Origin of the sequence: Pseudomonas sp. (assembly GCF_041601375.1) — a bacterium.
Lineage (GTDB): Bacteria > Pseudomonadota > Gammaproteobacteria > Pseudomonadales > Pseudomonadaceae > Aquipseudomonas.
The window spans coordinates 1-23278 of record NZ_JBFIIG010000054.1 but is presented as its reverse complement, the minus strand read 5'-3'; the positions used below and the strand labels follow the sequence as shown (position 1 = coordinate 23278).

The following is a 23278-nucleotide window of genomic DNA, read 5'->3' as shown; positions in this document are numbered from 1 at the left end:
TCATCGTCCCCGCCGAAAACGTGGCGCTGGCCTGATCGGCCGCTGGGGTGCGATCTGTAGCCCGGATGCAATCCGGGGGGCTGCATATGCCGGCATCTATTCGCGGATTTCATCCGGGCTAAAGGGCTGCTCTCATCAAACAACCCATATCTCATTGATTTTATTGATTATTGATTTTTTGTAGGAGCGGCCGGGCGGCGTTCCGCTTTAGCCGCGAATTCTTCGCGGCACAGCACAGCTTCGCGGCTGAAGCCGCTCCTACAGGTACCCGCAAGCCGACAGACACGATTGCCCCCAGTTTGCTGCGCGACAGCGCGGCGTCTGGACGACGGGTGATCTCTCATCAAACAATCCGTATATCATTGATTTTATGGATTATTTAGTTCATGTAGGAGCGGCTTTAGCCGCGAATTCTTCGCGGCACAGCACGGCTTCGCGGCTGAAGCGGAACGCCGCCCGGCCACTCCTACAGGTGCTAGCGTCTCCTATGGCAGCGGACTTGTCCGCGAAAGGCTCCAGCGCAGCTCCGGGCTGATCTGTTCTGCGTCCTATTGGCCTCTCTGTACCTTGTTCCCATAGCTGGGGCGCCTTAGCATCGGGGTTTTCGTCACCTCAAGGAAAACTGTCCATGGCCGTCATCGACCTGCGCAGCGACACCGTTACCCAGCCAACCCCGGGCATGCGCGAGGCCATGCTGGCGGCCGAGTTGGGCGATGACGTCTACGGCGAGGATCCCACGGTCAATCGCCTGGAGCAGTACCTGGCGGCCGAGCTGGGTTTTGCCCGCGCGCTGTTCGTGCCGACCGGCACCATGAGCAACCTGCTCGGCCTGATGGCCCATTGCGAGCGCGGCGACGAATACATCGTCGGCCAGCAGGCGCACACCTATAAATATGAAGGCGGCGGCGCCGCGGTGCTGGGGTCGATCCAGCCGCAGCCGATCGAGGGCGAAGCCGATGGCTCGCTCGACCTGGCCAAGGTCGAGGCGGCCATCAAGCAGGACGACTTCCACTTCGCCCGCACCCGCCTGCTGGCGCTGGAAAACACCATGCAGGGCAAGGTCCTGCCGCTGAGTTATCTGGCCGCGGCCCGCGAGTTGACCCACAGGCATGGCCTGGCCCTGCACCTGGACGGCGCGCGGCTGTACAACGCGGCGGTCAAGCAGGGCGTGGCGGCCAGGGACATCACCCGGCACTTCGATTCGGTCTCGGTCTGTTTGTCCAAGGGCCTGGGCGCGCCGGTGGGGTCGGTGCTCTGTGGCAGCGACGAGCTGATCGGCAAGGCGCGGCGTTGGCGCAAGGTGGTTGGCGGCGGCATGCGCCAGGCCGGCGTCTTGGCTGCCGCCGGGCTCTATGCCCTGGAGCACCAGGTGGCGCGCCTGGCCGAGGATCACGCCCATGCCGAACGCCTGGCCGACGGCCTGCGCGGCTTGGGCTACGCGGTCGAGCCGGTGCAGAGCAATATGGTCTATGCCCAGCTCGGCGAGCAGGCCGGCGCCCTCAAGGCCTTCTGCGCCGAGCGCGGGATCCGGCTGATCGCCGCGCCGCGTCTGCGCATGGTCACCCATCTGGATGTCAGTGCCGCGGACATCGATCAGGTGCTCGAGGCGTTTTCCGCCTTCGCGCGCACCTGAGGCGGATCCTCAGGCCGTTGGCGACAATGCCCGGCATTTTTCCTGCCTTCGCCATCCTCGCAATATTGCCCGTCGGCGTCGTGTCAATCCTGAAATGTCGAGATACAAGGGTGGGTGGGGCCGCCTCGGTCGGGCCGCGCAGGTTAGCGGCGCGGATCAGGCACCGCCATCCTGGCGCGCCGCGCAACCCACCAGGCGCTCTCCCTGCGTTGCGCCAATGGTGGGTTGCGGCGCAACGGATCTTGCTGGTTCGTCACTATAGGCAGCGTGCGCCTAAGCCACCCTACAGGGGGGCGCGGTACATGGGTAAGGCCGCGATTAACCGACATTTCAACGGTGTCATTACACTAACGCAGCATCTGCTCGATGATGCGCTGGTCTTCCAGCAGCTCGCGTTGCCGCGCGTCGATGCGTGAGGCGAGCTGGAAGTTGTTGGTCGAGCGGCGTTTGGCGAAGTCGAGTTGCTCGATGGCCTGATCGTAGTCGCCGACCAGGGCGAAGAACTCCGCGCGCGCCTGGTGCAGGCCGATGGTGTTGCCGTTGAGGCCGCGCACTTCGGCGACCTGGTACCAGATATCCGGATCCTTGCTGCGCCGCTTCAGCAGCTCATCGAGGGCGCGCTCGGCATCCTGGGGGCGGCCCTGCTTCATCAGCAGGTCGATGCGGGCCTGGTTCAACGGGTAATTGTTCGGGTAGTTGTGCATGAGCCGTTCGACGTGGCTCTGTGCTTCCGCGAGGCGACCGGAGGCGATGTCCAGTTCGACCTGGGCCAGGTTGTAGGTGATGTCGTCGGGTGCCGCCTGCAGCAGCGGTTGCAGGCTCTCGCGGGCCTGCTGGTGCTGGCCGCGCTTGATCTGCGCCAGGGCCAGGCCGTAGCGGGCGGCTTGCAGCTCGGGCTGCTCATCGAGCATGGCGCGAAAACGCTTGGCGGCCAGGCCTGGGGTGTCCTCGTAGATCAGTTGCACGCGGGCGCGCATCAGCTGATAACGCACGCTGTCGGTTACGCCGCCCGCCTTGGCTTGTTCGGCGCGGTTGCGGGTGTCGGCGATGCGCGATTCGGACACCGGGTGGGTCAGGAGGAATTCCGGCGGCTTGCGGTCGTAGCGATACTGGCGCATCAGGCGCTCGAACATGCTTGGCATGGCCCGCGGGTCGTAGCCGGCTTTCTCCAGATTGACCAGACCGATGCGATCGGCCTCCTGCTCGTTCTGCCGGGAGAAGCGCCGCTGCTCCTGGATGGCCGCCGCCTGGGTCGAGGCAATGGCGGCCATGCCGACATCGCCGGCACCGGCTGCCGCGGCAACGATCCCGGCGAGCATGGCGGCCATCAGCGGCAGTTGCATGCGCTGCTGGGCCTCCAGGCCGCGGGCAAAGTGGCGTTGCGACAGGTGGGCGAGCTCGTGGGCCATTACCGAGGCGTATTCGGCCTCGGTCTGGGCATAGAGGAACAGGCCGCCGTTGACCCCGATGATCCCGCCGGGCGCGGCGAAGGCGTTGATCTGCGGGCTGTCGAGCAGGACGAATTCCAGGCGCCGATCCTGCAGTTCGCTGGTTTCGCCCAGGCGATAGACACTGTTCTCGACGAAATCCTTGAGCTGAGGGTCCGCCAGCTGGCGGATCTGGCCGCGTAGCAGGCTCAGCCAGGCGCGGCCCAGTTGATGTTCCTGCTGCGGCGAGACGATCGCCGAGCTGGCGTCGCCGAGTGACGGTAGATCGCTGGCCAAGCCGGGCTGGGCGACCAGGCAGGCGAGCGTCAACAGGATGGGGCGCAGAACATTCATGCACAAAGCTCTTGGCGAACAAAGTCGCTACTGTAGCCGGGCAAGCGCTTGCCTGGCCAGGGGGGCTCGGACTTGGGTATCCTTGGCGCTGTTCGGGGCTGCGCCCGCCGTCTTCGCTGCCATGCTGTCGCGCCGCGAGTCGGGGCGCTCGGAGCAGCCGCAGAATGGGCGGGCCGCGCAGCTGATGACCCATCCATCGCCGCGACAGGGTTTCACCTGGGCGGTTCGCCATCCTCCTGTCAGGTCCTGGGCTGTCTTGGTAAGCCATTGAAAAATATAGGCTTATATTTTTATTGATGAGAGGGTTCGAATGAACGATGTACCTGAGTGGGCTGGCGGCTGCGATGCCGAGCTGGATGCCAGTGGCTTGAATTGCCCGCTGCCGCTGCTCAAGGCCAAGCTGGAGTTGAATCGCCTGGCAAGCGGGGCGGTGCTCAAGGTCATCGCCACGGATGCCGGCTCGCAACGGGATTTTCGGGCCTTCGCCAGTCTCGCCGGCCATAGTTTGTTGCGTGAAGAGGAGGAGGCGGGTGTTTACCGCTATTGGTTGCGTAAAGCCTGATCGCGTCCTGCGCGGGCTGTTTCGATCTAAGGAATGTTGATGATTAAGGTGTTGCGCGACTGGATGCACCGCTATTTTTCCGATGAGCAGGCGGTGGTCCTGGCGGTGTTGTTGGTGCTCGGTTTCGCCAGCGTTCTGACGCTCGGCGGCATGCTTGCGCCGGTGCTGACCGGGTTGGTGCTGGCGTTTCTGATGCAAGGGCTGGTCAATGCCCTGGAGCGTATGCGCCTGCCGCGGATAGCGGCGGTGTTGCTGGTGTTCCTGTTGTTCATGAGTGCACTCGCGTTGTTCCTGCTGGTACTGCTGCCGCTGCTCTGGCGCCAGCTGATCACGCTGTTCAACGAGCTGCCGCGCATGCTGGGTGAGTGGCAGGCGTTGCTCCTGCTGTTGCCGGAGCGTTACCCGAACCTGATCAGCGATGCCCAGGTGATACAGCTGACCGAGGGGATCAGCGGCGAGGCCGGCAAGTTCGGCCAGTGGGCGCTGTCGTTCTCGTTGTCCAGCCTGCCGGTGCTGGTCAGCATCATGATCTACCTGGTGCTGGTGCCGATCCTGGTGTTTTTCTTCCTCAAGGACAGCGCGGTGATCGGCGCCTGGTTTCGCGGCTACCTGCCGCGCGAGCGCGCCCTGATCACCCAGGTGGCCCAGGAGATGAACCAGCAGATCGCCAACTACATTCGCGGCAAGTTCATCGAGATCATCATCTGCGGCGTGGTCAGTTACATCGCCTTCGCCGTGCTGGGGCTCAACTATGCGGCGTTGCTGGCGTTGCTGGTGGGGCTGTCGGTGGTGGTGCCCTATATCGGCGCGGTGGTGGTGACGGTGCCGGTGGCGCTGATCGGGCTGTTCCAGTGGGGCTTCGGCGATCAGTTTCTCTATCTGATGATTGTCTATGGGGTGATCCAGGCGCTGGACGGCAACGTGCTGGTGCCGCTGCTGTTCTCCGAGGCGGTCAACCTGCACCCGGTGGCGATCATCTGCGCGGTATTGCTGTTCGGCGGGCTGTGGGGCTTCTGGGGGGTGTTCTTCGCCATCCCCCTGGCGACCCTGTTCAAGGCCGTGCTCAATGCCTGGCCGAGCAAGGAGCTGGCGTTGCAGGGCGATTGAGGGCAAGTTGTCCGGATAGGTGCCGTCGGGCGATAAGCGGTTCAGGCCCAAACGAAAAAGGCCGCTTGCGGGAATTCCCGGCAAGCGGCCTTTTTTGTCGGTACGGCTTCAGGCGTTGTTCAGCTCCTGGGCTGCGGCCAGCACGGCCTCGACATGGCCCGGCACTTTCACTCCGCGCCATTCCCGGCGCAGCACGCCGTGCGTGTCGAGCAGGAAGGTGCTGCGGTCGACACCCAGGTATTCCTTGCCGTAGAGCTTCTTCAGCTTGATCACGTCGAACAGCTGACAGAGCGCCTCGTCCTTGTCCGAGATCAGCTCGAAGGGGAAGGCCTGCTTGCACTTGAAGTTCTCGTGGGACTTGAGGCTGTCCCGCGATACGCCGAACACCAGGGTGTTGGCGGCCTGGAAGGCCGGGTAGTGATCGCGAAAGCCCTGGCCTTCGGTGGTGCAGCCAGGGGTGCTGTCCTTCGGATAGAAATAGATCACCACCTGCTGGCCTTGCAGTGCCGACAGCTGAATCTGCTGACCGCTGGTGGCCGGTGCCTGGAAATCTTCAACCGGGGTGTCGAGTGCTACGGCCATGACAGCTTCCTTATGGATTTTGTGGGCGCCAGGGTTCGATCAGGGCGTCCAGATTCAAGGCGTCGGAGAAGTCGAGGAACTGATCGCGCAACCAGCTGATCTGGGTGCCGGCCGGCAGCGTCACGGTCAGGGTCGCATTGAGCATGGTGCCGCCGGTCTGCGGAGCCAGGTAGGTGTCGCAGGTCAGGCTCTCCAGTTCGACGTTGTGGTCGATGAAGAACTGGCACAGCTCGTTGAGGATGTCCGGACGGTAGGCCGAGCTGACGTAGGCCACGTAGGGCAGGGCCTGGGGGCGATTTTCCGCCGCCGCGCTGCGCGTCACGTTGACCGTGAAACCGTGCTTCTTGGCCAGGGCCGGCAGGCTCGACTCCAGGCGCGCCAGGGCGTCCCAACTGCCGGAGATCTGCAGCACCAGGGCGCTGAACTCGCCATGACGGCTCAGGCGGGTACTGATCACGGCGCAGCGATTTTCATTGCTGGTGCGGCACAGCACATTGGTCAGCTCCATGGCGTTGGGGCCGAGTGCGCTGATGACGAGGAATTGTTCGCGAACTGGGGGGGTGGACATGCAGCATTCCTAGAGCGATGAACGCTCGGCCCACTATGAGTACCGAGCAAAGCCGGAAGGGTAGCGAAAAGCGTGGCTCAGGGGAATGCTCGTCTGAAAGGAATGCCGGGGCGCTCGGACAGTCACGGCGCTTGCGATCGGCCTTTTCCTTCGCTTGTGCAAGGTGGGTGGCGCCAGTACCATTACCGCTCTCTTTTTTCCGGCAGGAGTGGTTGCATGATTGCGGGCAGTATGGTGGCACTGGTCACGCCCATGGATGCACAAGGTGGTCTCGATTGGGACAGCCTGAGCAAACTGGTGGATTTCCACCTGCAAGAGGGCACCAACGCCATCGCCGCGGTCGGGACCACCGGCGAGTCGGCCACGTTGGAGGTGTCCGAACACATCGAAGTGATCCGACGGGTGGTCGATCAGGTCGCCGGCCGCATCCCGGTGATCGCCGGCACGGGGGGCAACTCCACGCGTGAATCGGTCGAACTGACGCGCGCCGCCAAAGAGGTGGGCGCCGATGCCTGCCTGTTGGTCACGCCCTATTACAACAAGCCGACCCAGGAAGGCCTGTATCTGCACTTTCGGCATATCGCCGAAGCCGTGGCCATCCCGCAGATTCTCTACAACGTGCCGGGTCGCACCGTGTGCGACATGCTGCCGGAAACGGTCGAGCGCCTGTCGAAGATCGCCAACATCATCGGCATCAAGGAAGCCACCGGCGACCTGCAGCGCGGCCAGGAAGTCCTGGATCGGGTGAGCAAGGATTTCCTGGTGTATTCCGGCGACGACGCCACCGCCGTCGAGCTGATGCTGATGGGCGGCAAGGGCAATATCTCGGTGACCGCCAACGTCGCGCCGCGCGCCATGAGCGAGCTGTGCGCCGCCGCCATGGCTGGCGACGCCGTTACCGCGCGGGCCATCAATGATCGTCTGATGCCGCTGCACAAGGCCTTGTTTATCGAATCCAATCCGATTCCGGTGAAGTTCGCCCTGCATGAAATGGGCATGATGCCGGACGGTATCCGCTTGCCGCTGACCTGGCTCAGCCCGCGTTGTCATGAAGCGCTGCGTCAGGCCCTGCGCCAGACCGGCGTATTGGTTTAATTGAGGAAATACTACGCATGAAGCGACTGGGCGGACTCTCCGCACTTGCTCTGATCATCTCCAGCGCCAGCGGTTGTGGCTGGATCTATGGTGAAGATGGCTATTTCCGCGATCGCGGCAGCGATTACCTCGAGGCGCGGCAAACCGCGCCCATGCAACTGCCGGCCAACGTCGAGGCCAAACGCCTCGACCCTTTGTTGCCGGTGCCGCCGCAAGTTGCCAGCAGCACGGCCGAAGGGGAGTTCGAGGTTCCGCGTCCGCAGGCGCTGGCCGTGCGGGCCGATGCCAGCGAGTTCAGCCTGCAGAAAAGCGGCGGGTCGCGTTGGCTGGTCGCTCAGCGCGTGCCGGCCGAAGTCTGGCCGCTTGCCCGTCAGTTCTTCGAAGACAACGGCTTTCGGATCGCCGCCGAGCGGCCGCAGACCGGTGAGTTCGTCACCGAGTGGCAGCGCATCGATCAGCTTTCCTCGGCCATGGCGCAGCGCCTGAGCAGTCGTGTGTCGGGCGTGGCGACGGATGCCGAAACCCGCGTGCGGGTGCGCATCGAGCCGGGCGTGCAGCGCAATACCAGCGAAATATTCGTGCTCAGTGCCGAGCGTCCAGCCGGCAGCAGCGCCGAGGTGGCCTTCGCCAGCGGCAGCGGCAATGCCAGCCTGGAAGCCGCGTTGCTCGACGACATGCTGGTGAGCATGGCGCGCAGTGCCGAGCAGGGCGGTTCCGTATCGCTGCTGGCCGCACGCGACTTCGATGCACCGAGACGGGTCAGCCTGTCGGAAGACGGTAGCGGCAACCCGGTGTTGAACCTCGGCGCCGATTTCGATCGCGCCTGGTCCGGCGTCGGTCGCTCCCTGGAGATGGCCGATGTGCGCATCGACGACCTCAACCGCAGCCTCGGTGTGTACTACATCAACCTGGCCGAAGGGGCGCAGAAGAAAGGCGAAGAGCCGGGTTTCTTCGGCAAGCTGTTCGGCGGCGCGCCGGACAAGGAAGAAATCGATGCGCGTGCCGAGCGCTATCAGGTACGCCTGACGCCGGTGGGCGACAGCGTCCAGGTCAGCGTGGAGAAAGACCTGAACACCGTGGCTCCGGCCGACGTGGCACGTCGCATCCTCGGCCTGATCCAGGAACATCTCGGCTAGCAGGTAACTGCTGCACCGGTAATACCGATAGGCGAAACCCGGTGGGTTTCGCCTGTTTCGTTTGCTAAAGGCGGAAATCCCGATATGACCACAGCCTCCACCCTCAGCCTGAAGAAAATCTACTCGGGCAAAGTCCGCGACCTCTACGAAATCGACGACAAGCGCATGCTGATGGTCGCCACCGACCGCCTCTCGGCCTTCGACGTGATCCTCGCCGAGCCGATTCCGGACAAGGGCAAGATCCTCACCGCGATTTCCAACTTCTGGTTCGACAAGCTGGCGCACCTGGTGCCCAACCACTTCACCGGCGACAAGGTCGAAGACGTGGTGCCGGCCGCCGAGTTGCCGCTGGTCGAGGGTCGTGCGGTCGTCGCCAAGCGCCTCAAGCCGGTTGCGGTGGAAGCCATCGTGCGCGGCTACATCGTCGGTTCCGGCTGGAAGGAATACCAGAACAGCGGAACCGTCTGCGGCATCCAGCTGCCAGCCGGGCTGCAGGAAGCCTCCAAGCTGCCGCAACCGATCTTCACCCCCTCGACCAAGGCCGCCGTTGGCGACCACGACGAGAACATCTCCTTCGAGCAGTGCGCCGCGATCATCGGTGCCGAGCTGGCCGCCCAGGTGCGTGACACCGCCATCGCCCTGTACAGCGCCGCCGTCGAGTACGCCACCACCCGCGGCATCATCATCGCCGACACCAAGTTCGAGTTCGGCCTGGACGAAAACGGCACCCTGACCCTGATGGACGAAGTGCTGACCCCCGACTCCAGCCGCTTCTGGCCCGCCGAAAGCTACGTCGAAGGCAAGAACCCGCCGAGCTTCGACAAGCAGTTCGTGCGCGATTGGCTGGAATCCACCGGCTGGAACAAGGAGCCACCGGCCCCCGCCGTGCCGGCCGAGGTCGCGCAGAAGACCGCCGACAAATACCGCGAGGCGCTGACCCGGCTGACCACCTGATCGGCGGCTGCGTTACACAGAAGAGGCGCTCAGGCGCCTCTTCTGGTTGCTGGGCGCTGCACTACGGCAGGGGTAGGAGCTGCTTCAGCCGCGAAACTCCTGCTCCTCGATAGCGCGCGGGGCGCTACCAGCGCATGTGCACATCAAGGCGCCAGCGCAAGCATCTGAAAGCATGCGAAAAAATCTACCGATTGGGTTTTGCCAAACGCGCTTGTGCTGCTATGATGCGCGCCGCCACGGGAAGATGCCGGAGTGGCCGAACGGGACGGATTCGAAATCCGTTGTGTTAGCGATAGCACCTAGGGTTCAAATCCCTATCTTCCCGCCATATTGAAAACCCCTGAAGTGCAAGCTTCAGGGGTTTTTGCTTTTCGGGGTTTGCTCCAGGCTGACTCGTCGCGCTAGCCGGTTGACCGGTGCGGCTGGTTCCGCCTGTAGGTGCGCTGCTCCCTGGCGGAAGCGCATCGCTACAGCAGTCCGCTATTCGGAGCGCCAAAACAGGAAAACCGGCGAATGCCGGTTTTCTGGAGTTGAGGATACTGCGGTCGATTCAAGCGAATCTCAGCAGTTACCCTTTTTTCCTTGGCCAGGTGGGCAGTGGGAGGAGCCGCCACCACCATCGTGGCCGCCAACATCGATGCCGATGCCGGGTAGGCGCAGGCTACAGCCTGAGATCAGCAGGCTCGCAAGAACAACAGCCATGATGCGTACTAACATTTAGCAATTCCTTTTTATACGATGCCCGGGGTGGGCAGAGGTGGCCGCCATCACGGCCGCCACCAGGATTTTCAGCAGTACAACGCCTGCATGTGTCGTGCGCACCTGAACGCCTCGCACTAGGGCGAGCCCAATCAAGGTTGGATTTCTCATGGGGCATACGCCGCACGTCACTAGGGTCAAGCGGGCGTAATGGGTCTGGCGGGATAGTTCAGACGTAACCTTACACGAAGTAAGACAATGTGCATCGCCACTCGTTCAGTAGTGGTCGAATAACGCTGATGAATAGCTGGTGAATATATGGGGGGATCGTTATGACAACCTGGATCTGTTCGGGGAATATCCTCGCCATATCGAAAAACCCCTGAGGCGCTGGTCTCAGGGGTTGTGGTTTTGCGGTGCAGGCTTTTCCGTTTAGCTACTTGCGCCGCCACTGCCCTTGCCACTGGATGTACTGGCCGGGTGGGGTCTTTTCGATGGCTTTCTTGCCGGCGATGGCTTCCACGTCGCTGAGCTGAATGTCGTTCTGGGTCGCCAGTTTCTGGTATTCGGCGCGGCGGGCCTGGTTGATCAGGCGGGCGATTTCGTCCACCTCGGGGCCGGGTTTGACCACGCCGAGGTAGCCGTTGGGCATTTCGCCGAGCTGGCCGCTGGCCTTGGCGTCGCCGAGGGCGGACATGGCTTCGTTGAGGTTCAGGGCCAAGGCCGGCAGGCTCAGGCTGAGCAGCAGGAGCAGGCTGGCGATGCGTTTTGACAGGCTCATGGTGTGGCTCCTTAGAACAGTCCGCTGGACTCGTTGAACATGCTGTCCAGCGCCTTATCCACCTTGATGTAGATTTCGTGCTCGATCTTCACGTTGAGATTGATGTTGATCGGCTCGTTGGGCATCGCCAGCTGTACCGTCGGGGTACAGGCTACGCTCAGCAGGCCCATCAGCAGGGCGGCGAAACAACTACGCAGGCGCATGGCGCTTCTCCTTGATTAAGGCTCCGTCGGGGATGCTGCATTGCGCTCCAGCATACGCTGCTGCACCCGTTGCTGGATGATCTCGTTGACCTTGTCGGTCAATTGCAGGCTGGCCAACAGGGTCGGAATATCTTCCTCCAGGTTGATGTTGAAGTGGATCGGCCGGCCCCGTTCGATGGCCGGGTTGCGACCCTCCAGGCGCATGGCCAGGAGCAATTTGCCTTGCCGATCATAGTCGACCTGACTGGTCAGTGTCGTGTAGTGAAAGTCTTCCAGTGATTGCGTCACCAGTTGCATGGTCGGGTTGCTGCGGCCCAGTGCCCTGATTCGTTCCGAATGAAACGCCAGCTGCCCGCCCGGCGCGCGCGCGCGCAGTTGGCCCTGTTCGATCTCGATGCCGGCGGGGCCGATGCTCAACGGCAGCTGGCCGTCGATGAGGCCGCTGCCCGCCAGACCCTCGGCCGGGTAGAGGGTGAAGAACCGATTGAGGTCGAGGCCTTGCAGGTGCAGGGGAAACAGCAGCGTGCCCTGCTGCAGGTCCCACTGGCCCGGATCGAGCCGGAGCATGCCGCCCATGACCGCGGCCTGGGCCTGTTGCAACTCGAGCAGGCCCTGGGCCGGTTGGGCACGTGCTGCCTGGTAGCTGCCGCGTAGCAGCGCCGGGCCGATGGGCATGCCCGGGTCGAGCTGCTCCAGGCGCAGCTCGCTCAGCTCGAGCCGGAGCTGGCGCTGATCGAGGCGCAGCTGCAAGCGCGCATCCAGGCCGCTGAGTTCGCTGCGGTCATAGATGCCGGCCAGGCCTTTGCCGCTGAGTTCGAGGCGTAGCTCGGGCAACTCGTGGCCCGGGGCGAGGCTGAGGCTGGCGTTGCCGTTCAGGCGGCCGTTGCTGAGGTCGAGCAGTGCCGGCCAGTCGGCCAGGGTTTGGCTCAGGGGGTTGCCGGCACGCAGAAACAGTTCGCTAAGCTGCGCCTGCAGCTGCAGGCCCTGGCTGCTGTCGTGCTGCAGCTGCATGGCCAGTTGCAGATCGCTGTCCGCCACGACTTGGCCGTTGAGCTCGAGCCGCTGTTCGCTGGCCGCTAGCGTGCCGTGCCAGTGCCAGCCTTGCGGTTTGAGGGCTGGCTGTTCGAGGCGCTGGGTGGCCAGCATGGCGGGCCCCCGCAGGCGCCACGTCGACACGCTGCCGGCCTGGTGCTGCGCATGCAGCTGCAGGTCCTGGGTGGTGGCTCTGAGCTGTGCCAGGCGCAGCTCCGCACCGCTCAGCTGGCCCAACTCGAGCTGCGAGCCTTTGCTCAGGTTGAGGCGCAGTTGCTCGCTGTCCAGGTAGCCGTTGAAGTGCAGCGTTGCTGTCAGGTCGCGCAGTTGCCAGGCGTCGACCGTCAAGCCCGGGCTGCTGAGCTCGAGCCGCGCCTCGCTCAGCTGTGCGGCCCAGGGCGCTGCGTTGGCCAGGGCCAGATTGGCCTGCAGGTCGAACGGGCTGGCGCCGCTACCGGTCAGGCCGATCGCCAGTGGCAGCGAGCGTTCGACCAGGTTGCCGGGCAGCGCTGCGAGTGGGCTGGTGGGTTGAATCCGCAGGTGCAGCGAGTCGGGGTGCAAGGCGGCCGGCAGCGCGCTCAGCCACTGGGCCGGCACGCGATCGAGCTGCAGGTCGGCGGCCAGGTGTTCGGCGAACCATTGGCCGCCGACGCCGCGGGCGGCGACGTCGAAGGTGCCTTGCACCCGGCCCGCGCCCGGGATGGGCCAGGGTTCAGGCAGGCTGGCGCTGGCGTCGACTCGGCCACTGGCGCTGCGCAGTTGTTCCAGGCTCAGGGCGCCGGAGGCCAGCTGGAGTCGCCAGGTCGCCGAGAGTTGCGCGGCGCTCGGGGCGCTGGGCAGTCGAGCGTCGGCGGCCAGCGCCCACTGGCTGAGCCAGTCTTGCAAGGCCACGGCCTGGCTGAGGTCGGGGGCGCTCAGCTGGCCGCTCCATACCGGTCCGGCAGGGCTGCTGCGCAGGCTGCTGCGCAGGCTCAGTTGGGGTTGTGTGTCGACTGCCAGGCTTAGTTGCAGATCCGCCGCCTGGGCGTCGCCCTGCAGTTGGGCGTGCCATGCCAGCTGTTGCTCGCGGTGTTGCAGGTTGAGTCGCAGTTCCAGGGTCCGCGGGGTATCTCGGGTCTGCTTCAGTTGCAGGTCGCCGTGCAGTCTGCAGCGCCCGCTGGCGCAGGGCAGTTCGGCCGCGAGCTGCTCGATGTGCAGGCTGAGCGGCAGCCAGGCCAGCGCCGCCGCCAGTTGCTGCAGATCGGGCGCAGCGCTGGACTCCTGCTGGTTATTCTGTGCGGCGGGTTGCCAGGCCACGTCAAGGCGTTCGAGGCGAATATGCTGCCAGAAGGGCGGTGTCAGGCCGAACTGCGGCCAGCCCAGGTGCAGATCTTGCGCGGTGAGTCGGGCACTGCCGGCGCTGTCGCGCTGCACCAGGTCGAGGCGAGCCAGGCCGATGCCGGTGCGCGACAGGCTTGCACCCTGCCAGTCGAGCTGTCGAATCCCGTGGCGCTCGAGCTGGCGCTGCCAACTGAAGTAGCTGTAACCGCCAAGCAGCACCAGCAGCATGAGTACGCTGATGATTCGCAGCCCGGAACGCCGGCTGATCATGAGTACATTTCCATTGGGCTAGGGGCTGAGAGGTGGTGAAAAAAACTCTCGCCTACTGCGACCGCCTCCAGGCGTCCACGGCTGGCGTTGCGCTACGGCGCTCGATATTTCCACAACCTCTGAGTGCTGCCAGGACGTTAACCCATGTGCCCGGGGCTGCCAATCAACTGTGGCGAGTCGGGGGTAACTGCTGTACCGGTCGTCGGCCAGGCGGTGGCCCATGGCTATTGCTGTTGGTGGCGCTCCGCGACGATCAGTCGCAGCTCGATGGACTGACCGGCAGGGCGAGGGATGACAGGGCATGTTGCAGGGTTGCACCAATGGCCGGCGATACCCGGTTGTTTGGCGGCCATATGCCTGAAAATAGCTGGTATTTGCCTGTAACTTGCTTGAGCGGTGCCGTCAGGCGTGGCTATGGCGGGGCGGTGGTGGTCGATGTTTTCCGCTGCTGAGGCTTCTGGCGATGGGCGCTCCAGGATGTGGCGTTGATTATGGCGGCAAGACCGCTTGAGGGCTGCGTCTTGGGCCGGTATTGCCCCTGAACAGGGCGCTCTGGCTGCGTCATGCAAAAACTTGTGCACAATTGCGATGCGCCTTGTCAAGGCTGAATTTGTGATTGGCGTAAATCCTTGATTCTGCATGATGATTTTTTAAGTCAATGAAAAATATAGTTTTTTTGTGTTGGTGAAAAAATCATCAGTTTGACTTCAACCCGCATGGGGTAGGCGATCAGGCGCCTTGCTCCCATGTTATCCACTGAGTTATCCACAGCTTCTGTGGATTGTTACAGGCATTGGTTTTGGCTTGTCGCAGAGTCGCTTTATCGGGGCTTTACCTCGGCGAAAAAAGGAGTAGAGTGCCCGCCTTTCCCGCTACAGCTGCTTCTTATGTCACGCGCATTGCCCGGTGTATCCGCTGCATCCTCCTCCGTCAGTTCACGCTTGCCGATGCGCGTTGCGCTCTGGCTGCTCGACAGCTCGCGTTTCGGCCAGGCACCCAGCGTCAAGCGTTTCGCCGGTCAGTTGCTCAAGCAGCCGGCGCGCCAGGGTGTGGTGTTGGCCCAGAGCCGGCTGGGGCAATTGCTCTGCCGCGACTGTGGCAATCCCCGCGACCAGCGTATCGGCCTCGGATTACTGCGCCAGGCCGCGCGCTCCGGCGATAGCCGGGCCCAGCTGGAGCTTGGCCGGCTGTACAGTCAGCCGCACAGCAATGAAGCATTGCAGGCGCGCCACTGGTTGGAACTGGCGGCGGCACAGGGGTCGGCAGAAGCCAGGCAGCTGCTGAACGGCTGAGAAAAAATCGCTTGCCTGCTGCGACCGTCGCCGGGCGAGCGAAGCGAGTCAAAACTTCAGTCATTTGGCTCGCAGAACGCCCTCGATTTCACGTAGCGCGCCTTGTTGCCCTCGCCCGACGGCGCTCTCGCGACGGCCTTTGATATTTTTCCTGCCTCTGAGCGGCCTCTGATCCGCGTCTGAGCGTTCTGCGTGGGGGCGGGCTGGGTATACTGCCCGGCAATCTTGCGCGGAGTCGCTTATGCCAATCGATCTACCTTCCCAGCTACCTGTGCTGCTGCTCGGCCTGGCCGTCGCCGGCCTGCCGTTGCTGGCGCTGGCCTGGTCGCTGCAACGGAGCGCGGCCGGTGCGCGACTCGAATCCAGCCTGCTGCAGGAGCGTCTGGGCAGTGCCCAGTTGGCCCAGGCCGGCTTGAGTGCGCAGCTCGATGAATGCCGCCAGGAGATCGCCGAGATCAGCGAGATCAAGGCCGACCAGCAAGCCGAGTTGGCAGCCAAACGGCGCGAGACCGAACTGCTCCAGCATGAGCGGCAGATCGCTCGCGAGGCCGCCCATGCCTGGCACACCCAGCGCGAGCAGCAGGAAGCCGAACTGCGCCGCCTGAGCGCCGAGCGGGCGGCCTTGAGTGCCGAGTTGCGTGAGCAGCAGGGTAGCCACCAGCAGCGCCTGGACGACTTGCAGGGCTCGCGCGACGAGCTGCGGGCACAGTTCGCCGAGTTGGCCGGGAAGATCTTCGACGAGCGCGAGCAGCGCTTTGCCGAGACCAGCCAGCAGCGCCTGGGCCAGTTGCTCGACCCGCTCAAGGAGCGCATCCAGTCCTTCGAGAAACGCGTCGAGGAGAGCTACCAGCAGGAGGCCCGCGAGCGCTTCTCGCTGGGCAAGGAGCTTGAGCGTCTGCAGCAGCTCAATCAGCGTCTGGGCGATGAAGCGACCAACCTGACCCGTGCCCTGCAAGGCCAGAAGACCCAGGGCAACTGGGGCGAGCTGGTGCTCGAGCGGGTGTTGGAGCATGCAGGGCTGGAGAAGGGCCGCGAGTACCAGACTCAGGTCAGCCTGAAGAGCCCGGACGGTCAGCGTTTCCAGCCCGATGTGCTGATCCAGCTGCCCGGCGACAGGCAGGTGGTGGTGGATGCCAAGGTCAGCCTGACGGCCTACCAGCAATACATTGCCGGCGAAGACGAGCCAACCCGGCAGCAGGCCCTGAAACAGCATGTGCTGTCATTGCGCGGTCATTTGAAGGGCTTGTCGCTGAAGGATTACCAGCGCCTGGAAGGGCTGCACAGCCTGGATTTCGTGCTGTTGTTCGTGCCGATCGAGGCGGCCTTCGCCGCGGCACTGCAGGCCGATGCCGGCTTGTTCCAGGAGGCCTTCGAGCAGCACATCGTGATCGTCAGTCCGACCACCCTGCTGGCGACCCTGCGGGTGATCGACAGCCTCTGGCGCCAGGAGCGGCAGGGCCAGAACGCGCGCGAGATCGCCGAGCGCGCCGGGGCGCTGTACGACAAGTTTGTCGCCTTCATCCAGGACCTGGACGAAGTCGGTGCGCGCCTGCAACAGCTGGACAAGGCCTATGCCGCGGCGCGCAACAAGCTGTGCGACGGTCGCGGCAATATCATCAGCCGGGTGGAGAATCTCAAACTGCTCGGCGCCCGCGCGAGCAAGAGCCTGCCAGCCGAGTTGCTCGCGCAGGCGGCCGGCGTGGCGGTGCTGGATGAGGCGGCGGAATAGGGCGCAGCGCTGCCACCCGGTGTTTGCCCAGGAAGCCCGGGCGCGCTCAAACCAGCAGCAACACCAGCGCACCCGCCAGCAGGCCGGCGGCCATCACCGGCAGGGTGCGCAGGGCCAACTGACGGCCGCCGATCAGGGCGATCAGCAAGCCCTTGACCAGGCTGTTGCTCAGGACCGCGAGGAAGATGCCGTGCACCGCGACCTCGGGGGCCAGCTCGGTCTTGGCGCTACGTGCCAGGGACAGGGTGATGGGGTCGACATCGGCAAGCCCGGAGAGCAGCGCCACCAGGTACACGCCAACATCGCCGAACCAGCGCCGCGCGCCTTCCACCAGAAACAGGATCAGCACCAGCAGCGCGGCGAAGCGCAGGGCTGGGCCCAGCTCGAAGGGGTTCTTCAGCGGCGGTTCGGCACTTTCCTCCAGCGGCTTGCCGGCCAGGCGGAAATACACCAGCGCGCCCGCCGCATAGACCAGAGCCGCCACGCCCAGCGGCCAGCTCAGGCGCGGCAGCAGCTGGGCGTTGACCAGGCCGACTTCCAGCAGCACACGGGGGAACATCAGTGCCGAGGTCGCCAGCAACCCGCAGGCCAGCATGGCGTGCAGGCCGCGCTCCTGGGTCAGGCGGGCGAGGGTGACGGTCATCGCGGTGGAGGAGACGATGCCGCCCAGCAGTGCGGTGATCAGCAGGCCATGGCGGGTGCCGACCAGGCGAATGGCCACATAGGCGGCGAAACCCAGGCCGGCGATCAATACCACCATCCACCAGGTGATATAGGGATTGAATACCTGCCAGGGACCATAAGCCTGATTGGGCAGGGCAGGCAGTATGACCAGGGAGATGAACAGCAGTTGGAGCGCACCGGACAGTTCGAGCTCGCTCAGTTGCTGTAGCGAGTAGTGCATGACTCGCTTCAGGCTCAGCAGCAGAGCCACCGCCACGGCGCCGGAGGCGGCCAGAGGCGTATACCCGGCCACCGCCAGGCTGCCGAGCAGAAAGGTGATCAGTTGCGCCACCTTGCTGGTCATGCCCAGGTCGCTGTGCTGTTCCGTTTCGATCACGTACGAGGTGATTACCAGGGCGGCGAAGCCGACGAAGATGACGGCCCAGGCCGCCTCACCGAAGTGCGCACCAAGCAGTTGGGCGAAGCCGCCAAGCAGGCCGCTGAGGGCAAAGGTGCGGATGCCGGCGACACGGCCGCCTTCCTCTACTTTGCGCTGGTGCCAGCCACGCTCGGCGCCAATCAACAGGCCGATGGCCAGCGCGCTGGCGAGGTTCAGCAGGGTGTCGAGTGCCTCGGGCATGCGGCGTCCTTGAGCGGGGCTTGATGCTGGCAGTCTAGTCAGTCACCGGGGCGACGTATTGCGGCAGGTCAGGGTTGTGGATGCGCGCGGATGCTGGGCCGGCCATTGGCTGTCGGCCTGCGTAGGACGGGTGAAACCCGCCACGGCGGTATTATTGGCGGGCTTCAGCCATCCTGGCGGGTCATTCGGCTCAACCACGCAACGTCAGGTGGCGGCTGAGCAGGGCGCGCAGGGCGGCGGGTTTGACTGGCTTGGCCAGGTAATCGAGGCCGGCGGCGTGAACCGCGGCGATCAGCTCGGGGCGGCCGTCGGCGCTGATCACCACGCCGGGCACCGGCTCGCCCAGACGGGTGCGCAGCCAGGCCATCAGCTCGGTGCCGGTCTCGCCTTCGTCGAGGTGGTAGTCGACCAGGGCCAGGTGCGGGCGCACGTCTTCGCTGAGCAGGTGTTCGCATTCCAGGCGGTTGCGTGCGGTCCATACCTGGCAGCCCCAGCGTGACAGCAGGCTGTGCATGCCGGTGAGGATGCTGTCCTCGTTGTCGATGCACAGCACCTGGCTGCCGGTCAGCAGCTGGCCATTGAGCTCCTGTTTGACGCGCTGAGGCGCCGGCGCCGGGCTGCGGGCCAGCGGCACGCTGACGCTGAACACGCTGCCCTTGCCCGGCCAGGAGCGCACCTCCAGCTGGTGCTCGAGCACCCGGCACAGGCCGTCGGCAATCGCCAGGCCGAGACCGAGGCCTTTTTCGGCACGGGTCTGGTGGCTGTCCAGGCGCTTGAATTCCTCGAAGATGACCTTGCGTTTGTCTTCCGGGATGCCCGGGCCGCGATCCCACACTTCCAGGCGCAGCTGCCCGCCCGAGCGGCGCACGCCGAGCAGCACGCGGCCCTTGGCATAGCGGAAGGCGTTGGTGAGGAAGTTCTGCAACACCCGGCGCAGCAGCTTGCTGTCGCTGTCCACGCGCAGGCGGCTGCCGCGCAGGCGGAAGTCGATGCCGCATTCGGCGGCCAGTACCTTGAATTCGGCGCCCAGGGTATCGAACAGGCTGTTGAGCACGAAGGCATTGCGCTCCGGGGTGATGCGGCCATTCTCCAGGCGTGAGATGTCCAGCAGGTCGCTGATCAGGTCTTCGGCCGAGCGCAGCGAGCTGTCCAGGTGGCGCACCAGTTCCTTGGCCTCGCGCGGCAGCGCGTCCTCCTGGTGGGAGAGTGCGGCGGAGAACAGCCGCGCGGCGTTCAGCGGCTGCATCAGGTCGTGGCTGACCGCGGCGAGGAAACGGGTTTTCGACTGGTTGGCCGCCTCGGCCACGCCCTTGGCCTCGGTCAGTGCCTGGTTCAGTTGCGACAGTTCATGGGTGCGTTCGGCGACCCGCTGTTCCAGGCCTTCGTTGGCGTCCTTGAGCGCACGCTCGGCCTCGCGGAACTCGGTGATGTCGGTGAAGCTCATGACGAAGCCACCGCCGGGCATCGGGTTGCCGATCAGTTCGATCACCCGTCCATTGGGGAAGGTGCGCTCATAAGTGTGCGCGGTGCCCTGGCGCATCCAGTGCAGGCGTCTGGCGATGCTTTCCTCGACATTGCCGTCGCCGAGCATGCCGCGTTCGGCGTTGAAGCGGATGATCTCGGCAATCGGTCGGCCGACATAGATCAGGCCGTCCGGGTAGTCGAACAGCTCGACGTACCTATGGTTCCAGGCCACCAGGCGCAGCGCCTGGTCGACCACGCTGATGCCCTGGGTGATGTTCTCGATGGCCCCCTGCAGCAGGGCGCGGTTGAACTGCAGCACCTCGCTGGCTTCGTCGACGATGCGCACCACATCCTCGACCTGCATCTCGCGCCCTTCGATGGCCGCCTTGACCACCGCGCGGGTCGAGGAGGCGCCGAGCACGCCGGCGAGCAGGCGTTCGGTGTGGGCGATCCACTCGCTGTTGGCCGGCAGGTTGGGGTTGAAGCTCTGGCCCTGGCGGTAGGCGCAGCGCATGAAGCTCTGTCGGGCGCGCTCCTCGCCGACGAAGCGGCTGGCGAGTATCAGCAAGTCGTTGACCTGGACCGCCAGCAGGCTGCGATTGCTCGGCTTGGTGCCGAAATCGTGGCCGATGAAGCGGCCGGCCTGCCAGTGTTCGGAAACCCGCGTGCGGGAGAAGTAGGACACCCAGACGAACAGCAGGAAATTGCCGGCCAGCGACAGCGCCATGCCGCGGGTCAGGGCATCGACCTGGAAGCCGATCGGCGCATAGAGCAGGCCTTGCAGGCCGGGCAAGCTGTCCAGCGACCAACCCAGGCTGCGTGCCACCAGGGGCATGATCAGGGTGTAGAACCAGATCAGCGAGCCGAAGATCATCCCGGCGAACACGCCGCGGCGGTTGGCCTGCTTCCACACCAGGGCACCGAACATGGCCGGGGCCAACTGGCCGATGGCGGCGAACGACACCTGGCCAATGGTCGCCAGGCTGGCGTTGGAACCGAGCAGGCGGTAGCAGACATAGGCCAGCAGCAGGATCAGCACGATGCTCACCCGCCGCGCCGTGAGCATCCAGTAGCGGAAGGCCTCGAAGGGCCGCTCGGTGTTCTGCCGGCGCAACAGCCAGGGCAGTAGCATGTCGTTGGAGATCATGGTCGACAGCGCCACCGAGGCGACGATGACCATGCCGGTGGCGGCCGAGGCGCCGCCGATAAAGGCCAGCACGGCGAGAGCCGGGTGCGCCTGGGCCAGCGGCAGGCTGATGACGAAGGAGTCCGGGCTCACCCCGGCCGGCAGCAGCATCTGCCCGGCCAGGGCGATGGGCACGACGAACAGCGCGGCGAGCACCAGGTAGGCCGGGAACACCCAACGGGCCAGGAGCAGGTCCCTGGGCTCGATGTTCTCCACCACGGTCACATGAAACTGCCGCGGCAGGCAGATGATGGCGATCATCGACATGCCGGTCAGCGTCATCATCGCCGGCCAGTTCACCGCCTCGGCCCAGAACGCGTCGAGTTCTGGGGTGTTGCGGGCCTGGTCGAGCAGGTCGGCGAAACCGTTGTACAGGCCGTAGGTGACGAAGGCGCCGACGGCGAGGAAGGCCAGCAGCTTGACCAGCGACTCGAAGGCGATCGCCAGGACCATGCCGCGGTGGTGTTCGGTGACGTCCAGGTTGCGCGTGCCGAACAGGATGGTGAACAGCGCCAGGACCAGCGATACGATCAGCGCGGTGTCCTGGGCGCGGGTGCCCACGGAGTCGGCGCCGGCACCGATCAGCAGGTTGACCCCGAGGACGATACCCTTGAGTTGCAGGGCGATGTAGGGCAGCACGCCGACCAGGCAGATCAGCGCCACCACCACCGCCAGCGATTGCGACTTGCCGTAGCGCGCGGCGATGAAGTCGGCGATCGAGGTGATGTTCTCCTCTTTGCTGATCATCACCATCTTGCGCAGCACCCAGGGCGCGAACAGCATGAGGATGATCGGCCCCAGGTAGATGGGCAGGAACGACCAGAGCTGCTCGGCGGCCTGGCCGACCGCGCCGAAGAAGGTCCAGCTGGTGCAGTAGACCGCCAGCGACAGGCTGTAGACCCAGGCGCGCATGCGCGGCGGCAAGGGCGTGCGGCGACGGTCGCCATAGAAGGCGATGGCGAAGAGGATGGCCATATAGGTCAAGGCGACCGCTGCGATCAGCCCGCTGGACAGCAACATGGGTACTCCGACGGCAAACTATATGGGACTTGTCTGGTCTTAAGTCAGGTGCTGATCACAGCCCCCTGCCAAGACGAGACAATACTTCAAATGAACCCTCAGCAGTGTCGCAGCAAAGTGCCGTGCCGTCAGGCACGACCAAGGTCGCAGGCCGGCCGGCCGCCACCTTTTGGTAATTATTGTGGTCGGGCGTCTGCCCTGTTAGCGTGGCGCGCTTGCGCCTAGTTGGAGGAGGGACCCCATGTTCAAGCCGCAATTGATTACCCTGCAGCGCGGTGCGCTACGCATCGAACCGATGCTCGATAGCGATATTCCGGCGCTGGTTGCCCTGGCCGAAGCCAACCGCCAGGAGCTGATCCACATGAGTGGCACCCAGCGCCTGGACTGGTACCGCCAGGGCCTGCTCGAGCAGCGTGAAGGCCAGGCGTTGCCCTTCGTCATCCGCCTCGGCGAGCAACTGGTGGGCACCACCCGCTTCGGCGACTTCATGCCGGCGCTGCCCGCCGCCGAGATCGGCTGGACCTGGCTCGATCACAACCAGCACGGCACCGGCCTGAACACCATGGTCAAGTACCTGATGCTGCGCCACGCCTTCGAGAACTGGCGCATGGTCCGGGTGCAGTTGAAAACCGCCGCCAGCAACCTGCGTTCGCAGCGCGCCATCGAAAAACTCGGCGCGCAGCGCGAAGGCGTGCTGCGCAATCATCGCAGGCTGGCCGATGGACGGCTGGACGACAGCGTGCTGTACAGCATCACCGACCAGCAGTGGCCGGCGCTCAAGCAACAGCTGGAGGCGCTTTTCAGCGGTTGAGCGATGCCAGCAGCCGAGGTCGAGCGGACACGCTTCTGGACCCCGCACGAGTTGCGCGGGGTCGAACTGCTGCATGCCCACTACATCGAGCAGCGCTTCGTCCCGCATGTGCATGAGGGGTTCGTCTTCACCGTGATCGAGCAGGGCGCGCAGTCGTTTCGCCATCGCGGCGGCGTCCACCTGGCGCCGGCCGGCAGCATGGTGCTGATCAACCCGGACGAACTGCACACCGGTTCCAGGGCCCACGAGCAGGGCTGGCGCTACCGCGGTTTCTACCCCGATAACCGCCTGGTCTTCGGGGTGTTGGCCGAGCTGGGACTGGACGCGGACGGCCTGCCGTCGTTTGCCGACAGCGTATTGCATGACCCGCAGCTGTACCGCATGTTCGCCGAGTTGCATCGCTTGCTGGACAGCCGGGCCAGTGCCTTGCAGCAACAGACCGCCTGGCGCGAGGCGATCCTGGCGTTGTTCCAGCGGCATGCGCAGGTTCCCGCTGGCCGCGCGCCAGGCCTCGAGCCCCAGGCCGTGGCGCGGGCCAAGGAGTTGCTCAGCAGCCAGCTGGCCGAGCCGCCGTCGCTGGCCGCGCTGGCCCAGGCGGTCAACCTCTCGCCTTTTCATTTTGCCCGGGTGTTCCGCCGGGCCACCGGCTTGCCGCCGCATGCCTGGTTGATGCAGCGCCGCCTGGAGCGGGCGCGTGGCCTGCTGAAAACCGGCTGCGCGCCGCTGAGCGTGGCCATGCAACTGGGCTTC

The 23278-nt window shown here is 64.8% G+C and carries 20 protein-coding genes and 1 tRNA gene; 12 read left to right on the top strand and 9 right to left on the bottom strand.

Going from position 1 to position 23278, the window contains the following annotated elements; genetic code table 11:
• Positions 1-184: hypothetical protein (locus ABZE94_RS09860; RefSeq protein WP_372875352.1), on the top strand; the 184-nt coding region annotated here is incomplete at its 5' end.
• A gap of 444 nt (positions 185-628) precedes the next feature.
• Positions 629-1633, top strand: a complete 1005-nt coding sequence (ltaE, locus tag ABZE94_RS09855; protein ID WP_372875351.1) for a low-specificity L-threonine aldolase — start codon at positions 629-631, stop codon at positions 1631-1633.
• Between the two features lie 347 nt (positions 1634-1980).
• On the opposite strand, the gene ABZE94_RS09850 is transcribed toward ltaE, so the two are convergent.
• Positions 1981-3414 (bottom strand): M48 family metalloprotease, encoded by a 1434-nt coding sequence (locus ABZE94_RS09850; protein ID WP_372875350.1) that lies wholly within the window; start codon positions 3412-3414, stop codon positions 1981-1983.
• Positions 3415-3724: 310 nt separating this feature from the next.
• Between ABZE94_RS09850 and ABZE94_RS09845 the strand changes: the two genes are divergently transcribed.
• Both ABZE94_RS09845 and ABZE94_RS09840 read left to right on the top strand, forming a co-directional pair.
• A complete protein-coding gene (locus ABZE94_RS09845; protein ID WP_372875349.1) occupies positions 3725-3976 on the top strand; it encodes a sulfurtransferase TusA family protein in 252 nt (83 codons plus the stop codon).
• Between the two features lie 39 nt (positions 3977-4015).
• Positions 4016-5083: an AI-2E family transporter gene (locus ABZE94_RS09840; protein WP_372875348.1), complete on the top strand. Its 1068-nt coding sequence runs from the start codon at positions 4016-4018 to the stop codon at positions 5081-5083.
• 108 nt (positions 5084-5191) lie between these two features.
• On the opposite strand, the gene ABZE94_RS09835 is transcribed toward ABZE94_RS09840, so the two are convergent.
• Both ABZE94_RS09835 and ABZE94_RS09830 read right to left on the bottom strand, forming a co-directional pair.
• Positions 5192-5665 carry a peroxiredoxin gene (locus ABZE94_RS09835; RefSeq protein ID WP_372875347.1) on the bottom strand — a complete coding sequence of 158 codons (474 nt, stop codon included), beginning with the start codon at positions 5663-5665 and terminating at the stop codon, positions 5192-5194.
• A gap of 10 nt (positions 5666-5675) precedes the next feature.
• On the bottom strand, positions 5676-6233 hold the full coding sequence (locus ABZE94_RS09830; protein WP_372875346.1) for a glycine cleavage system protein R: 558 nt from the start codon (positions 6231-6233) through the stop codon (positions 5676-5678).
• Positions 6234-6449: 216 nt separating this feature from the next.
• On the opposite strand from ABZE94_RS09830, the gene dapA reads away from it, so the two are divergent.
• The 4 genes from dapA to ABZE94_RS09810 all read left to right on the top strand — a co-directional run bounded on the left by dapA (position 6450) and on the right by ABZE94_RS09810 (position 9746).
• Positions 6450-7328 (top strand): 4-hydroxy-tetrahydrodipicolinate synthase, encoded by an 879-nt coding sequence (gene dapA / locus ABZE94_RS09825; protein ID WP_372875345.1) that lies wholly within the window; start codon positions 6450-6452, stop codon positions 7326-7328.
• A 17-nt stretch (positions 7329-7345) separates the two neighbouring features.
• Complete coding sequence (bamC, locus tag ABZE94_RS09820) at positions 7346-8464, top strand: outer membrane protein assembly factor BamC (RefSeq protein WP_372875344.1); 1119 nt, start codon at positions 7346-7348, stop codon at positions 8462-8464.
• Positions 8465-8548: 84 nt separating this feature from the next.
• Positions 8549-9418: a phosphoribosylaminoimidazolesuccinocarboxamide synthase gene (locus ABZE94_RS09815; protein WP_372875343.1), complete on the top strand. Its 870-nt coding sequence runs from the start codon at positions 8549-8551 to the stop codon at positions 9416-9418.
• Positions 9419-9656: 238 nt separating this feature from the next.
• Positions 9657-9746, top strand: a tRNA-Ser gene (locus tag ABZE94_RS09810).
• A 233-nt stretch (positions 9747-9979) separates the two neighbouring features.
• Here the strand turns inward: ABZE94_RS09810 and ABZE94_RS09805 are convergent.
• The 4 genes from ABZE94_RS09805 to ABZE94_RS09790 all read right to left on the bottom strand — a co-directional run bounded on the left by ABZE94_RS09805 (position 9980) and on the right by ABZE94_RS09790 (position 13723).
• On the bottom strand, positions 9980-10135 hold the full coding sequence (locus ABZE94_RS09805; protein ID WP_372875342.1) for a hypothetical protein: 156 nt from the start codon (positions 10133-10135) through the stop codon (positions 9980-9982).
• A 418-nt stretch (positions 10136-10553) separates the two neighbouring features.
• A complete protein-coding gene (locus ABZE94_RS09800) occupies positions 10554-10898 on the bottom strand; it encodes a YdbL family protein (RefSeq protein ID WP_372875341.1) in 345 nt (114 codons plus the stop codon).
• Between the two features lie 11 nt (positions 10899-10909).
• Positions 10910-11101 (bottom strand): YnbE family lipoprotein, encoded by a 192-nt coding sequence (locus tag ABZE94_RS09795; protein WP_372875340.1) that lies wholly within the window; start codon positions 11099-11101, stop codon positions 10910-10912.
• A 15-nt stretch (positions 11102-11116) separates the two neighbouring features.
• A complete protein-coding gene (locus ABZE94_RS09790) occupies positions 11117-13723 on the bottom strand; it encodes a YdbH domain-containing protein (RefSeq protein ID WP_372875339.1) in 2607 nt (868 codons plus the stop codon).
• A gap of 947 nt (positions 13724-14670) precedes the next feature.
• Between ABZE94_RS09790 and ABZE94_RS09785 the strand changes: the two genes are divergently transcribed.
• Both ABZE94_RS09785 and rmuC read left to right on the top strand, forming a co-directional pair.
• Positions 14671-15015, top strand: a complete 345-nt coding sequence (locus ABZE94_RS09785; RefSeq protein WP_372875338.1) for a tetratricopeptide repeat protein — start codon at positions 14671-14673, stop codon at positions 15013-15015.
• Positions 15016-15382: 367 nt separating this feature from the next.
• Positions 15383-16744: a DNA recombination protein RmuC gene (rmuC, locus tag ABZE94_RS09780; protein ID WP_372875353.1), complete on the top strand. Its 1362-nt coding sequence runs from the start codon at positions 15383-15385 to the stop codon at positions 16742-16744.
• Positions 16745-16790: 46 nt separating this feature from the next.
• Here the strand turns inward: rmuC and ABZE94_RS09775 are convergent, their stop codons facing one another.
• Positions 16791-18047 (bottom strand): MgtC/SapB family protein, encoded by a 1257-nt coding sequence (locus ABZE94_RS09775; protein WP_372875337.1) that lies wholly within the window; start codon positions 18045-18047, stop codon positions 16791-16793.
• Positions 18048-18237: 190 nt separating this feature from the next.
• Positions 18238-21717 carry a NahK/ErcS family hybrid sensor histidine kinase/response regulator gene (locus ABZE94_RS09770; protein ID WP_372875336.1) on the bottom strand — a complete coding sequence of 1160 codons (3480 nt, stop codon included), beginning with the start codon at positions 21715-21717 and terminating at the stop codon, positions 18238-18240.
• A 241-nt stretch (positions 21718-21958) separates the two neighbouring features.
• Between ABZE94_RS09770 and ABZE94_RS09765 the strand changes: the two genes are divergently transcribed.
• Positions 21959-22528, top strand: a complete 570-nt coding sequence (locus ABZE94_RS09765; RefSeq protein WP_372875335.1) for a GNAT family N-acetyltransferase — start codon at positions 21959-21961, stop codon at positions 22526-22528.
• Positions 22529-22531: 3 nt separating this feature from the next.
• The coding region (locus tag ABZE94_RS09760) for an AraC family ligand binding domain-containing protein (protein ID WP_372875334.1) at positions 22532-23278 on the top strand (747 nt) is incomplete at its 3' end.

What these genes read in the sequence shown, in the direction of transcription:
- bamC (WP_372875344.1), top strand. Translation starts at nt 7,346, where the DNA reads ATGAAGCGACTGGGCGGACTCTCCGCACTTGCTCTGATCATCTCCAGC.
- ABZE94_RS09795 (WP_372875340.1), bottom strand. Translation starts at nt 11,101, where the DNA reads ATGCGCCTGCGTAGTTGTTTCGCCGCCCTGCTGATGGGCCTGCTGAGC.
- ABZE94_RS09765 (WP_372875335.1), top strand. Translation starts at nt 21,959, where the DNA reads ATGTTCAAGCCGCAATTGATTACCCTGCAGCGCGGTGCGCTACGCATC.
- ABZE94_RS09850 (WP_372875350.1), bottom strand. Translation starts at nt 3,414, where the DNA reads ATGAATGTTCTGCGCCCCATCCTGTTGACGCTCGCCTGCCTGGTCGCC.
- ABZE94_RS09775 (WP_372875337.1), bottom strand. Translation starts at nt 18,047, where the DNA reads ATGCCCGAGGCACTCGACACCCTGCTGAACCTCGCCAGCGCGCTGGCC.
- ABZE94_RS09830 (WP_372875346.1), bottom strand. Translation starts at nt 6,233, where the DNA reads ATGTCCACCCCCCCAGTTCGCGAACAATTCCTCGTCATCAGCGCACTC.
- ABZE94_RS09805 (WP_372875342.1), bottom strand. Translation starts at nt 10,135, where the DNA reads ATGTTAGTACGCATCATGGCTGTTGTTCTTGCGAGCCTGCTGATCTCA.
- ABZE94_RS09835 (WP_372875347.1), bottom strand. Translation starts at nt 5,665, where the DNA reads ATGGCCGTAGCACTCGACACCCCGGTTGAAGATTTCCAGGCACCGGCC.
- dapA (WP_372875345.1), top strand. Translation starts at nt 6,450, where the DNA reads ATGATTGCGGGCAGTATGGTGGCACTGGTCACGCCCATGGATGCACAA.
- ABZE94_RS09815 (WP_372875343.1), top strand. Translation starts at nt 8,549, where the DNA reads ATGACCACAGCCTCCACCCTCAGCCTGAAGAAAATCTACTCGGGCAAA.
- ABZE94_RS09845 (WP_372875349.1), top strand. Translation starts at nt 3,725, where the DNA reads ATGAACGATGTACCTGAGTGGGCTGGCGGCTGCGATGCCGAGCTGGAT.
- ABZE94_RS09785 (WP_372875338.1), top strand. Translation starts at nt 14,671, where the DNA reads ATGCGCGTTGCGCTCTGGCTGCTCGACAGCTCGCGTTTCGGCCAGGCA.
- ABZE94_RS09770 (WP_372875336.1), bottom strand. Translation starts at nt 21,717, where the DNA reads ATGTTGCTGTCCAGCGGGCTGATCGCAGCGGTCGCCTTGACCTATATG.
- ABZE94_RS09840 (WP_372875348.1), top strand. Translation starts at nt 4,016, where the DNA reads ATGATTAAGGTGTTGCGCGACTGGATGCACCGCTATTTTTCCGATGAG.
- ABZE94_RS09800 (WP_372875341.1), bottom strand. Translation starts at nt 10,898, where the DNA reads ATGAGCCTGTCAAAACGCATCGCCAGCCTGCTCCTGCTGCTCAGCCTG.
- ltaE (WP_372875351.1), top strand. Translation starts at nt 629, where the DNA reads ATGGCCGTCATCGACCTGCGCAGCGACACCGTTACCCAGCCAACCCCG.
- ABZE94_RS09790 (WP_372875339.1), bottom strand. Translation starts at nt 13,723, where the DNA reads ATGATCAGCCGGCGTTCCGGGCTGCGAATCATCAGCGTACTCATGCTG.